This window comes from Microbacterium dauci, from assembly GCF_030065535.1.
GTDB lineage: Bacteria > Actinomycetota > Actinomycetes > Actinomycetales > Microbacteriaceae > Microbacterium > Microbacterium dauci.
The window spans coordinates 127,946-141,154 of record NZ_JASJND010000005.1 but is presented as its reverse complement, the minus strand read 5'-3'; the positions used below and the strand labels follow the sequence as shown (position 1 = coordinate 141,154).

The 13,209-nt window shown below is 70.5% G+C and carries 10 protein-coding genes; 3 read left to right on the top strand and 7 right to left on the bottom strand.

The window, feature by feature from the left end:
• Positions 1-274: 274 nt before the first annotated feature.
• Complete coding sequence (locus tag QNI14_RS07845; protein WP_283715975.1) at positions 275-835, bottom strand: acyl-CoA thioesterase; 561 nt, start codon at positions 833-835, stop codon at positions 275-277.
• 132 nt (positions 836-967) lie between these two features.
• On the opposite strand from QNI14_RS07845, the gene QNI14_RS07840 reads away from it, so the two are divergent.
• Complete coding sequence (locus QNI14_RS07840) at positions 968-1,477, top strand: GNAT family N-acetyltransferase (RefSeq protein ID WP_283715974.1); 510 nt, start codon at positions 968-970, stop codon at positions 1,475-1,477.
• A gap of 79 nt (positions 1,478-1,556) precedes the next feature.
• Here QNI14_RS07840 and QNI14_RS07835 read toward each other — a convergent pair whose 3' ends face one another.
• From QNI14_RS07835 to zapE, 4 genes are read right to left on the bottom strand one after another with little or no spacing between them, the layout of a single operon-like run.
• Entirely contained in the window at positions 1,557-3,083 is a 1,527-nt protein-coding gene (locus QNI14_RS07835) for a cytochrome b/b6 domain-containing protein (RefSeq protein WP_283715973.1), read from the bottom strand.
• 7 nt (positions 3,084-3,090) lie between these two features.
• Entirely contained in the window at positions 3,091-4,056 is a 966-nt protein-coding gene (locus tag QNI14_RS07830; protein ID WP_283715972.1) for an electron transfer flavoprotein subunit alpha/FixB family protein, read from the bottom strand.
• A gap of 1 nt (position 4,057) precedes the next feature.
• The gene (locus QNI14_RS07825; RefSeq protein ID WP_283715971.1) at positions 4,058-4,834 is read right to left on the bottom strand and encodes an electron transfer flavoprotein subunit beta/FixA family protein; all 777 of its coding nucleotides are present in this window, start codon (positions 4,832-4,834) and stop codon (positions 4,058-4,060) included.
• Positions 4,831-5,880 carry a cell division protein ZapE gene (zapE, locus tag QNI14_RS07820; protein ID WP_283715970.1) on the bottom strand — a complete coding sequence of 350 codons (1,050 nt, stop codon included), beginning with the start codon at positions 5,878-5,880 and terminating at the stop codon, positions 4,831-4,833. Before zapE ends, QNI14_RS07825 begins: the two co-directional genes overlap by 4 nt.
• A gap of 182 nt (positions 5,881-6,062) precedes the next feature.
• Here zapE and QNI14_RS07815 point away from each other — a divergent pair, with 182 nt between their 5' ends.
• Positions 6,063-7,376 carry an HNH endonuclease gene (locus QNI14_RS07815; RefSeq protein ID WP_283715969.1) on the top strand — a complete coding sequence of 438 codons (1,314 nt, stop codon included), beginning with the start codon at positions 6,063-6,065 and terminating at the stop codon, positions 7,374-7,376.
• A gap of 44 nt (positions 7,377-7,420) precedes the next feature.
• Here QNI14_RS07815 and QNI14_RS07810 read toward each other — a convergent pair whose 3' ends face one another.
• Positions 7,421-8,197 carry an enoyl-CoA hydratase-related protein gene (locus tag QNI14_RS07810; protein ID WP_283715968.1) on the bottom strand — a complete coding sequence of 259 codons (777 nt, stop codon included), beginning with the start codon at positions 8,195-8,197 and terminating at the stop codon, positions 7,421-7,423.
• 173 nt (positions 8,198-8,370) lie between these two features.
• On the opposite strand from QNI14_RS07810, the gene QNI14_RS07805 reads away from it, so the two are divergent.
• The gene (locus QNI14_RS07805) at positions 8,371-11,877 is read left to right on the top strand and encodes a choice-of-anchor I family protein (protein WP_283715967.1); all 3,507 of its coding nucleotides are present in this window, start codon (positions 8,371-8,373) and stop codon (positions 11,875-11,877) included.
• 110 nt (positions 11,878-11,987) lie between these two features.
• On the opposite strand, the gene QNI14_RS07800 is transcribed toward QNI14_RS07805, so the two are convergent.
• Entirely contained in the window at positions 11,988-13,172 is a 1,185-nt protein-coding gene (locus QNI14_RS07800; RefSeq protein ID WP_283715966.1) for a thiolase family protein, read from the bottom strand.
• Positions 13,173-13,209: the final 37 nt, after the last annotated feature.

Below are 13,209 nucleotides of genomic sequence, written 5' to 3'. Positions count from 1 at the left end.
TACCGGTCGGCGCGGCATCCGCGCTCGGGCAAAAGGAAAGCCCCGGAGCGGAAGGCTCGGGACCTTCGGCTCCGGGGCGACACTCCCCCTGGTGTGTCTTTCACACGGACTCGTCGGCTCAGCCGAACTGGAACGATTCGTCCGCGGGCGCGCTCCCCAGCAGCGCAGTTCTCATGCTGGCGATCCCGGAGCGCTGCGCACCAGAAAGATAAATTGTTTCTTTGTAGGCGCGCGGGACATCCCGCCATCACGGGACAGAGGAGGCCGCGACCGCCTACGGCCAGACGCTCGGCGCCGGGACGCGCGTCGACGGCAGCGCCGCGCCGGCCGCCCAATCGTTGATCCATTGCGGGAGCGGCGCGAGGGTGTCGGGGCGATGCAGCGCCTCGAACAGCTCCTCGATCGGAACGATGCCGCCACCACGTCGCAGGAACCGCACCCGCAGCACCATCTCGGCGTAGACCTCACCGCGGACGACCGCGCGGTGCATCTGATAGACCGCCTTGTCGTCGTGCCCGATGATGCGCGTCTCGACCGTGAAGCGCTGCCAGAGCTGCAGCGACTTGCGGAACGTCACCGACTCACTCGCAACGACCCCGTACCAGCCGCGCTCGCTCATCGCCTGCCAGATACCGGTCCGCACCAGCAGGTCGAACCGGCCGAGGTCGAACAGCGATGCGTAGCGACCGTTGTTCATGTGCCCGAGCAGATCGATGTCGGTCGGCAGCGTCCGCAGTCGGATGCGCCCCACCGTGTCAGGTGCCAGTGCACCGCGCCGGCGGTAGAGAACCCGGGCGCGCATCAGAGTCAGCAGGGTCCGCCACCATACGTTCACGAGCCGCGAGCCTAGTCCGCCCCCACCACGGACCGGCGAATCCGTTGTGGAAGTTCGACAGTGGCGGATGCCGCGCACGGTGGCATCTGCACCGATTTCACGATCCTGCGAGGCCGTGCGTAGAGTCTGCCCATGGAAGCCGAACTCCAGACCGACATCGTCGTCCGTCCCGTTCGCGATGTGGACGCGGAGGCTCTCGGCCGCGTGCACGCCACGTGCTGGCACGAGACCTACGACCACCTGATCAGCAGGGCGGCGCTCGAGAGCGTGTCCGCCAAACGCCTCGCCGAGCTGTGGACCCACTGGTCGCAGCAGGGACCCGACCACCACATGGTCGCCGCGCTCGTCGACGGAGAGATCGTGGGCTTCGCCGGCTCGGGCCCCGCCCGCGAGGACGACGCCCCCCGCCGCCGCGAGCTGTACTTCATCTACCTGCTCGACGCGTGGCACGGCACCGGCATCGGCCAGCGCCTGTTCGACGCGGTCATCCCCGACGACGAGTCGGAGCTGTACCTGTGGGTCGCCGAAGACAACCCCCGTGCGCACCGCTTCTACACCCGCAACGGCTTCGCCCTCGACGGCGAGACCCACACCGAGCCCTTCCTCGGCGAAACGCTGACGGAAGTCCGTTTCGTGCGCTGACGCGCGAGACGACCAGGACGGCGCGGCATCCCGACTCGGGTGTCGCGCCGTCCCCCTTTTGTCGAACGGATGCCGCGGTTCAGCGGCCGCTGACGTTGCCGAAGAGCTTGGCGATCGGGGCGACCACGATGGGTCGGGCCGCGATGAACGCCGCGACGATCGCGGCGAGCGACAGTGCGAAGAGCCAGAACCCGGTCCAGTTCGCCGCGTACGCGTCGGGATCGACCGATCCTTGCGCGGCGTACATGTGGTTCAGGTTCCGCAGCGCCCCGGTCGCGAACACGAGTGCGACGTGGATGACGATGAACACGACGAAGTACAGCATCACGGGGAAGTGGGCCTTGCGCGCCCACTCGACCGGGTACAGCTCGTTCAGCTTCGTCGCCTGCTTCGGCCACACCGCGCTCATGCGGTAGCCGGTGATCGCGGCGAGCGGCGCCGCGACGAACACGGTCGTGAAGTACGCGAGCTGCTGCAACGAGTTGTAGTTCACCCAGCCGTTCTCGGTCGGCCAGTCGAGCGACACGTACTGCAGCGCGGCCGACAGCGCGTTGGGGAACACCTCCCAGCTCGTCGGCACGATGCGCATCCACTGGCCAGTGGCGAACAGCAGCACCACGAACACGAGGCCGTTCACGAGCCACAGGACGTCGAGCGCCTGGTGGAACCAGAGCGTGAGGCTCATCTTGCGCTTGCGATGCTTCTTCGAGATCCAGAACGCCGAGGGCCGCTTCTCGCTCCGGACCTGCAACCCGGTGCGGATGATCAGCACCATGAAGAACGCGTTGAGGAAGTGCGACCAGTTCAGCCACGCCGGGAAGCCGACCGGCGCACCCTCGGGCAGGTGGTACTCGCCGGGGTAGGTGACGAGGAAGTCCTGCATCGGCTCGAGGCTCAGGATCCAGCGCACCGCGACGACCGCCATCGCCGCCGCGTAGAGCAGCGCGCCGCCACCGACCACGACGATGCCGACCCACTGCGCGGTCGTGAACGGGCCGCGGCGCGCGGGCTCGGGCCGCGGCACCGGACGACGCGCAACACCCTGGTGCGCGAGGCGGCGCTCGGTGAGCGGTTCGCGAGGAGCGGATGCCGCGGAGGCGGCTGCTGCGGGCGCGGCAGCCGCTCGAGCGGCTTCAGGTGGCACTTCTTGTCGCTCTGCCGGGTCCGAAGCGACAACTGCTGCCACCTGAGCGGGCGTGCTCGGCGCGGCATCCGCTTCGGGGGAAGCACCCACCGGCATCGTGTCGGCGGGCGGCCAGGCCTCGCCGCCCGCGGTGCGGGGCAGCCCGCGGCGGAAGTGCGCACCCTCGAGGGGCGCATCCTGCGCCTCGGCCACCGCCGAAGCAGCGTCGGGCGCCCCCGGAGCGGCGTCTGGCGCCCCCGGAGCAGCGTCTGGCGCCCCCGGAGCCGACGCCTCGACCTCACCCGAAGCGGATGCCGCAGCCGCGGCACCGCCTTCAGGTGGCAGGTCGTGTCGCGTCGAGCCCGCGGAAGCGGCATCTGCTGCCACCTGAACCGGGTCGGCAGCATCCCCCGCGGGCGGCCAGGGCTCGCCGCCGGGCACGCGGGGAAGTCCCCGGCGCACGTGTCGCGCGTCCGTTCCCATGCCGCTCCTACTTCTTCGCTGCCTCGAGGGCCGCGATCAGCTGCGGCACCACGGTGAACACGTCTCCCACGACGCCGAAGTCGGCGATGTCGAAGATCGGTGCATCTCCATCTTTGTTCACCGCGACGATGGTCTTCGCCGTCTGCATGCCCGCCTTGTGCTGGATCGCGCCCGAGATCCCGAGTGCGATGTACAGCTGCGGCGACACCGAGACGCCGGTCTGGCCGACCTGATACGAGTACGGCACGTACCCGGCATCCACCGCGGCACGCGATGCGCCGACCGCGGCACCGAGCACGTCGGCGAGCTGCTCGACGAGCGCGAACCGCTCCCCCGACCCCAGTCCACGGCCGCCCGAGACGACCTTCGCGGCGCCGCGGAGCTCCGGACGGGTCGACGTCGCGACGACGGCATCGACGCCCGAGACGGTCGCCGCCGGGGCTCCGGATGCCGCGACCTCCAGCGCCACGACCTCGAGCGGCCGCGCCTCGGCGCGCGCGTCGATCGAGCCCTGCCGCACGGTGATGACGGGTACGCCGAACGTCGGTGCCGACGTCACCGTGTACGCGCCGCCGTAGACGGAATGCTGCGCAAGCACGCCGTCCTCGTCGCGGGCGACCCCGACGGCGTCGACCGACAGGGCGAGCGAACGGCGGGCGGCGAGGCGCCCGGCGACGTCTCGCCCCTCGATGGAGTTCGACACGAGCACGGCGTCGGGCTGCACGAGGTCGATTGCGGATGCCACGGCGTCGACGACCGGCACGGTGAGCCCCTCGCCGGGCGCAGCGGTGAGCACGACCGCGGCGCCGAGGGCGGCGGCATCCGCTGCGACATCGGCGTCGGTCACGACGAGCGCGACGGGCGTGCCGACCTGGGCGGCGGCGCCGAGGAGTCCGGCGGCAGCCTTCTCGAGCGCACCGTCGGGCGTCACGTCGAGCCAGACGAGGATCGCGTCTTCGGTGAAGTCGGTCATGTCACACCAGCCTGTTCTCGAGCAGGTACGCGGCGAGCTGGTCGCCCGCGTCGCCCTCGTCGGTGATCTTCACGCCCGCGGTGCGTGGCGGTTTCGCGGCGACGGTCGTCATGATCGTCTGCGGCGCAGCGGACGGGTCGACGTCGACCTCGAGGTCGGCGAGCGAGAGGGTCTCGAACGGCTTCTTCTTCGCCGCCATGATCCCCTTGAAGTTCGGGAACCGCGCGTCGGGGAGCGCCTCGGTGATCGAGATCACGGCGGGCAAGGGCGCCTCGACGGTCGCGGTGCCGACCTCGGTCGCGCGCGTCCCCGAGATCTGCTCGCCGGTGATCTCGACGGCGGCGAGCGCGGTCGCGTGCGGGACGCCGAGGTGTTCGGCGAGCATCGCGGGCAGCACGCCGCCCGATCCGTCGGTCGACAGGTTGCCGGTGATGACGAGGTCGTAGCCGGTGCGGCGCAGGGCCGCTGCGAGCACTCGGGCGGTGACACCCAGGTCGGCGCCGGCGAGCGCGTCGTCGACGACGTGGACGGCGGATGCCGCCCCCATGGCCAATCCCTTGCGGACCGACGTGGCCGCGGCATCCGACGCCATCGACATGACGACGACCTCGGTGCCCTCGTTCGCTTCGGCGTACGTCAACGCGACCTCGAGGGCGCGTTCGCCGATCTCGTCGAGCACCCGCTCGGACGCACCGCGATCCGCGAGCCCCGTCTCGAGGTCGAGCACGCGGTCGCCGTACGTGTCCGGCACCTCTTTCACCAGGACGACGATCTTCATTGACTCCTCCTCGACATCGACGTCGAGTCTACGTTTCCGTCCTCGGATGCCGCCTGGAGCGACGCGAGTCGACCCTGTGTTCCCAGTCGACTCAGCGTTCTGGCGGCATCGACGGGCACGTCCGCCGCGTCGGTCAGCCGCGCAAACGACGCAGCGGCGTGGACGACGAGGCGGACGTCGTGGTCGTGGAGCACGTCGACGAGCGTCGTGAAGCGCATGAGCGGCTCGCGCCGGACGGTGGCGAGGTCGGGCACGGCGTGCAGGGTGAGCGCGTCGAACCGGTCGGCGAGCGCCTGGAACTGTCGCACGCCGACCTCGGCGACGCAGAGCGCGGCGAAGTCCGCCTCGACGTGTGCACCGTCGATGCGGCGAACCTGGACGGGGATGTCGGCGAGGACGAGCTCGATGGTCGCTGCCGAGGTGGGCGGGGACGGGTGCCAGGCCCCGGAGGCGAAGCGCGGCCTGGCGGTGTCGCCGGCAGAACGGTGGTCCGGGCCGTCACCGAGATCGACGACCGCGAACGTCTCGGCGATGTGCTCGATCGCCGGGAGGAACCGGTCGTGCAGGCCAGGAGCTGGCAGGAGGTCGGCCGGTGCGTAGTTGCTCGTCGCGATGACCGTGATGCCGTCCTCGGCCGCGACCTCCAGCAGCGCCGAAAGGTACAGCGCGTCGGCGAGGTCGTGCACGTGGAACTCGTCCACAAGCACGACGCGGATGCCACCGAGCATGCGCCGCAGCATCACCGCGGGCGCCTTCCAATCGCGGGCGAGCTCGGCCTGCAGCATCCGGAACAGTTCGTGCAGGTGAAGTCGGCGGGTGTCCTCGCCGAACGCGGCGAGGTACCGCTCGGCGAGCATCGACTTGCCCCGGCCGACGGGCCCGTGGAGGTACAGGCTCGGACGATCGTCTCGGGCGATCGCGGCGACCGCCACGCGCTGGCTGGCGTCGAGGTCGAGTCCGTCGACGGATGCCGCGAACCGGGCGGTCACCTCGACGGGTCGAGTCGGCGGCTGCTCGTCGATCGCCTCCGGGTCGTCCTCTGCCACGGTTCCATCGAACCAGACCCTCCGCCGGTGCGGGCGTTCATGTGAGATCTGCGGCCCTGCGGGCCCGGCTGAGACGAGGGTGTTCACTGAGGTCGGAGAATGAAGTTTTTCTCATCTTGATCTGGGGTTGATTCGCTGGAATCGGGCCTCTCAATGTCGGAACCCCTCACCAGAATGGATGTATGACCAGCCCCGCAGAGACTCCCGGATCGGACGCCTTCACGGCGTCCCTCGCCGGGCTCGCGCACGGGGCTGAAGGGGTGCTCGCGCGGGCGGCGGAAGCGCAGATCGCGGAGGTCCGACTCCTCGCCGCCGCGGCCGCCCTCGCGGAGAAGACGGCGGCCGGTTCACCCGCGAAGGTCCGCGAACAAGACATGGCGCTCCGGTCGATCTCCGCCGAACTCGCCGGGATCATGCGGGTCGCCGACCGCACGATGCAACGCCGGATCGATGAGGCGAGGACGATCGTCGAGGACTATCCGACCGCTTTGGCCGCCTGGGAGGCCGGCCGCATCGTGCGCGGGCATGTCCTCACGATCATCGCCGCAGGGAGCGTGCTCCCACCCGAACTGCGCGGTCAGTTCGCAGTCGCCGCAATCCCGAAGTGCGAACGCGACACCCCCAACCGGGTCCGGCCAGCGCTCGAGATGCTCGCGCAGCACCTGCACCCGCGGTCGTTCGCAGAGCGGCACGAGCAAGCCGCGGCCGGGCGGTGCGTCAGAATCGTGCCCGGTAGCGACGGGATGTCCGAGCTGATCGCGAAGATGCCGACCGCGATCGTCGAGGGCATGCACGATCGGCTCACCCGGATGGGACGCGCGATCATCGACACCCGGGGCGAGCGCGCGGCTCTTGGTGACGCCGAGATCGTGTCAACCGACGCGCGCAGCATGGACCAGGTCCGCGCCGATCTGCTCGCAGACCTGGTCCTCGCAGGCACGCCCGCGCTCGACGACACGAAGGACACCAGCGCCGGACCGCTCGGGAAGATCCGGGCGCGCATCCAGGTCGTCATCCCCGCGCACGCCCTCGCGGGGGACGACCACGACGCGTGTGATCTCGTCGGACGCTCCCCCATCGACGCCGCGACTGCCCGCGAGTTGGCGGCAGGGAACAGCCAGTGGGAACGACTCGTCACCCACCCGGTCACCGGGGCGGTCCTCGCGGTGGACTCGTACCGGGTCCCCGAGAAGATGCGCCGCTACCTCCAGGCTCGCGATCAGCACTGCAGGTTCCCCGGCTGCCGACAAGCGGCGGTCCGCTGCGACGTCGATCACAACGAAGATCACGCGCTCGGCGGGAAGACCCACGTCTGCAACCTCTGCCACCTGTGTCAACGGCATCATTCGATGAAGCACTTCACCTGCTGGAGAGTGCGACAACTCAAGGGTGGTGTCCTCGAATGGACCTCACCCCTCGGCAGGATCTACAGAGAAGACGCCCCGGTACCGGCCGTCGCGTTCACCCCTGCCGACCTCGCACTCCCGCCGTTCTGACCAGCCACGCCAGGCGGGCGTGCGCCCGACGCGCCCCGAGCGGGTCAGCGGTGGCGGAAGGCGGCGGCGCGCTTCTCGCGGAACGCGGCCATGCCCTCCTTCTGGTCGTCGGTGTCGAACAGCGCGGCGAAGGCGTGCTGCTCGAACCGCAGCCCCTCCGCAAGCGTCGACTCCCGCGCGACGTCGAGCGCCGCGGTCGCCGCGTACAGCGACGGCAGCGACTTCGACGCGATCGTCTCGGCCGTCCGCTGCGCCTCGTCGAGCAGCTCCGCGGCCGCGACCACCCGAGACACGAGGCCGATCCGGTCCGCCTCCTCCGCGCCGATCTGGCGCCCGGTCAGGATCAGCTCCGCGGCTTTGTACGAGCCGATCGCGCGTGTCAGGCGCTGCGTGCCACCCATCCCCGGAATGACGCCCAGGTTGATCTCGGGCTGCCCGAACTTCGCGGTGTCCGCCGCGAGGATCACGTCGCACATCATCGCAAGCTCGCATCCGCCGCCGAGCGCGTAGCCGGCGACCGCCGCGATCACCGGGGTCCGCACCCCCGCGAACCGGGACCACGGCGCGAAGTGCCCCTCAAGCAACATCTGGGTGCCGGTCAGCGCCTCCATCTCCTTGATGTCGGCGCCGGCCGCGAACGCACGCTCGCTGCCGGTCACGACGATTGCACCGATCCCCTGGTCGGCGTCGAAGGCCTCCGCTGCATCCACCACATCGCGCATCACCTGCGTGTTCAGCGCGTTGAGCGCCTCGGGACGGTTGAGGGTGATCCAGCCGACGCGGCCCTGCGTGCTGGTGAGGATGGTCTCGTACTCGCTCATCGCCCCATGCTCGCAGACGTCCGGTCCTCGCGCCCAGCACCGATGGACACGCCAGGCCGGGCGTCCGTCCACCGACCGTTCACCTGGCGTCCACTCAGAGGCAGGTGCCCGTCATCCCGCGTCGATAGGACGGAGGGGCGCACCTCGCGCCCATCCCGACCATGAGGAATCCGATGCCTTCGCACGCTTTCCGTCGCTCCGTCGCCCTCGGCACGGCTGCGGCATTGACCTGCACGCTCGCAGTCGTCACGACACCCGCCACCGCGGCGCTCGTGACCGACCGCCCGACCACCTCGGCCGCCGTTCCGGCGCTCGAACTGACCCCGATCGGCACCTACGAGACCGGGATCTTCGACGAGTCCGCCGCCGAGATCGTGCAGGCGTACAAGAACCGCCTCTTCGTCGTGAACGCGCAGGCCGGCGTCGTCGACGTGCTCGACAACAGCGACCCGACGAAGCCCGTCAAGCTCTTCTCGATCGCCGCAGACGGCGTCGCGAACTCGGTCGCGATCCGCGAGGACGGCCTCGGCGTCATCGCGATCGAGGCTCCCACCAAGACCGACGACGGCCACCTGGTGTTCTTCGACGCGGATGCCACGGCCGCAGCCGACGCCACGCTCGGCACCGTGCCGGTCGGTCCGCTGCCCGACATGGTCACGATCTCGGCCGACGGTGCCTACGCGGCCGTCGCGAACGAGGGCGAGCCCGCGGACGACTTCAGCATCGACCCCGAGGGTTCGGTCGCCGTCGTCGCGCTACCCGACACGAAGACGGCACCGGCGACGAGCGCCGTCCGCACCGCCGACTTCCACGCCTTCGAGGCGCCCGGCGCCCTCCACGAGGACGTCCGCGTCTTCGGTCCGACCCCGCACGGCGCCGACAACCCGGTGAGCCGCAATCTCGAGCCCGAGTACATCACCACGGTCGGCACCACGGCCTACGTCACGCTGCAGGAAGCGAACGCGATCGCGGTCGTCGACCTCGTCACCGCGACGGTCACCGATGTCCACCCGCTCGGGTTCAAGGACCACGGGCTCGAGGAGAACGCCCTCGACCCGAGCGACCGCGACGACACGGTCGAGCTCCGCACGTACGAGGGCCTCAAGGGCATCTACATGCCCGACGCCATCGACTCGTACACCGCCGGTGACACCACGTACCTGGTCACCGCGAACGAAGGCGACGCCCGCGAGTGGGGCACCTACGTCGAGGGCACGCGTGCGAAGAACATTGCCGACGACGGCTACGGCCCCGTCTGCGCCACCAGCCCGCTCGCCGACTTCCTCGGCGACGAGGACCTCGGCCGTCTGAACGTGACCACCGAGAACGGCTTCAACGAGGGCGACGGCTGCTACGACGAGCTCTACGCCTTCGGCGCCCGCTCGTTCTCGATCTGGACCACCGACGGCGAGCTCGTCTGGGACTCGGGCTCGAGCTTCGAGGAGATCACCGCGGCCGCAGCGCCCGAGTTCTTCAACTCGAACCACTCCGAGTCGAACCTCGAGGGCCGGAGTGAAGACAAGGGCCCCGAGCCCGAGACCGTCGTCATCGGCGAGCTCAGCGGACGCACCTACGCGTTCGTCGGCTTCGAGCGCGTCGGCGGTGTCGCCGCGTACGACGTGACCGACCCGACCGCGCCGACGTTCGTCACGTACGTCAACAACCGGGACTTCTCGGAGTCGGTCGAAGACGGTGGCGACCTCGCCGCCGCCGGCGACCTCGGCCCCGAGAGCATCGCGTTCATCGACGCCGCCGACTCCCCGAACGGTTCGCCGCTGCTCGCCGTCGGCAACGAGGTGTCGGGCACGACCACCGTCTTCGAGGTGACCGACTTCCTCGACCCGATCGACATCGACATCCTGACGATCAACGACTTCCACGGTCGCCTCGAGTCGGCGTTGAACGATGACGACCTCCCGAGCACGGATGCGGGCGACGAAGCGGGCGCCGCCCGCATCGCCGGCGCAGTGAACGCTGCGAAGGCCGAGAACCCGAACACCCTGTTCGTATCGGCCGGTGACAACATCGGCGCGTCGACGTTCACGTCGTTCATCCAGCAGGACAACCCCTCGATCGACGCGCTCGTCGCCGCGGGCCTCGACGTCTCGGCCGTGGGCAACCACGAATTCGACGGCGGCTGGGCCGACCTCCGCGACCGGGTGATCCCCCGCTTCGGCGGCACGGACTTCGCCCTCGGAGCGAACGTCTACGCCAAGGGCACGAAGACCCCCGTGCTCCCCGAGTACACGGTCAAGACGGTCGACGGCGTGCGCGTCGCGTTCATCGGCACCGTGACCACCGACACGGCCACGATGGTCGCACCCGACGGCATCGCCGACATCGAGTTCGGCGACCAGCTCGAAGCTGCGAACCGGGCCGCCAAGACGATCGAAGACGGCGACCTCGCCGACGTCGTCGTGCTGCTGACCCACTCGGGCACCGCCACGTCGAACCAGTGCGCCACCGTGGCATCCGACCCCTCGGACTTCGGTGACCTCGCCCGCGGCGCGGACGCGTCGATCGACGCGATCGTCTCGGCGCACACGCACCAGACGTACGCGTGCGAGATTCCCGTCGAGGGCACCGACGACACCCGTCCGGTGATCCAGGCCGCCGAGTACGGCAAGGCGATGGGCGAGCTGCAGCTGCAGGTCGACCGCGCCTCGAAGTCGCTGCTGAGCATCGAGGGCAGCACCTTCACCCTCGCCGACAAGGGATACGAAGCCGACGCGGAGGTCGCTGAGATCGTCGCCGACGCTGTCGCCGTCGCCGAGGAAGAGGGCGCGGTGCCCGTCGGCACCATCAGCGCCGACATCCTCCGCGGTGGCGCCACCCCCGGCAGCGACCGCGGTGTCGAGTCGACGCTCGGCAACGCCGTGGCGGACTGGTACCTCTGGGCCACCTCGAACGACGCCTACGCCGGCACCCCGGCACAGATCGCGCTCATGAACCCGGGTGGCCTGCGCGCCGACCTGCTGTTCGGCACCGACGGCACCGTGACCTACAAGCAGGTCGCCGAGGTGCAGCCGTTCGCGAACACGCTTGTGACGGTCACCCTCACCGGTGCGCAGATCGAGGAGATCCTCGAGCAGCAGTGGAAGGCCGAGGGCGAGCGCCCGAAGCTGCACCTGGGCGTCTCGGAGGGCTTCGCCTACGAGTACACCGAGATCGCACCGCTCCCCGGTGAGACGGTCGGTCGTGGTGGCGACGTCACGTCGATGACGTTCGAGGGCGAGGCGATCGCTGCGGACGACGAGTTCACGGTCGTCACGAACTCGTTCCTCGCCGCCGGTGGCGACGGCTTCGCGACGTTCGCCGAGGGCACCGACCGCACCGACACCGGCCAGGTCGACCTGGCCGCGACGGTCGCGTACTTCGCCGCACACGACGAGGTCGCCCCGGGCGAGCTCGGCCGCGCAGCACTCGCCGACGAGTCGGTCGACCCAGAGCCCACCCCGGAGCCCACGCTCCCGGGCACGGGTGACGACGACGCGACCGGTGACGACGACGGTTCGGGTTCGGACGACGCTGCTGGTGAGGACGGCGCCGCCGCAGGCGACGACGAGCTCGCGAACACCGGTGGCGACATCGCCTCGATGGTCACGCTGCTCACCGCCGCCGCGCTGCTCATCGCCCTCGGCACGGTGCTGGTCCTGCGCCGCCGCCGCCAGGAGGCCTGAACCCCCTGGAGGCATGTGCCCCGCTGATCGGAATGGCCCCCTCGCCCACACGGGTGAGGGGGCCGTTCCCTTTGATGCCGGGGAACCGGTGCCGCAGAGCGGATGCCGCGTCAGGCGTCCCAGCGTCGCAGGAGCGCGGCGAGCGCCTGGCCGCCGCCGATGCACATCGTCACGACCCCGAACTCGCCGCCGGTGCGCTGCAGCGTCAACGCCGCGCGGACGGTGAGGATCGTGCCGGTCGCGCCGACCGGATGGCCGAGCGCGATCGCGCCGCCGTACGGGTTCGTGCGCGCCGGGTCGAGTCCGGTGTCGCGCATGACGGCGAGCACCTGCGACGCGAACGCCTCGTTGAGCTCGACGGTCGACACGTCGGCCGGGGTGAGTCCGGTCTGCGCGAACAGCTTCCGCAGCGCGAGCGTCGGGGCGTACCCCATGATCGCGGGATCGAGCGCGGCCGTCGTGACCGCCTCGATCGTCGCGAGCGCCGGCAGACCCTCCGCGCGGACATCGGACTCGCGCATCACGACGACCGCCGCTGCGCCGTCGTTGATCCCCGAGGCGTTGCCCGCCGTCACGGTGCCACCCTCGGCGAACGCCGGCCGCAGCGCGGCGAGCGCCTCGAGCGTGGTGTCGGGGCGCGGATGCTCGTCGATCGTGACCTCGACCGGCCGGCGGCCGCCGGTCGTCGTGGCCACGATCTCGTCGGCGAACGCCGCGCGCGCGGCATCCGTCGACGCCCGCCGCTGGGATTCGAGGGCGTACGCATCCTGGTCGGCGCGCGAGACGCCGAACCGCTCGGCGACCGTCTCGGCGGTCGTGCCCATATGGCGGCCGGTGAACGGATCGGTGAGCATCGCGAGCGTGCCGTCGAGCAGCGCGCGGTGTCCGAGCGCAGGCCCGCTCCGCGCCCCGAAGTCGTAGAACGGCATCCGCGTCATGTTCTCGGCGCCGCCGGCGACCACGACGTCGATGCCGCCCCACTGCAGCTCCTGCGCGGCCGACCAGATCGACTGCAGCCCCGACCCGCAGAGGCGGTTCACGGTGAACGCGGGGGTGTCCTCGTCGAGTCCCGCCGCGAGCGCGATCCGACGTGCGATGTACGCGTCGGATGCCACCTGCCCGATGGTCCCGACGACGACCTCGCCCACCCGCGACGGCGCGACGCCCGAACGCGCGAGCGCCGCGCTGACGGCCTGCGCGCCGAGTTCATGGGCGGGGGTGTCGCGGAACGCGCCGGCGAACCGGCCGATCGGCGTGCGCGCGCCGGCGACGATGACGGGGCGGTCGCGGCTCATCCTGCGGCCTTCCCGTTCGTCGCCGACGCGGCGCACA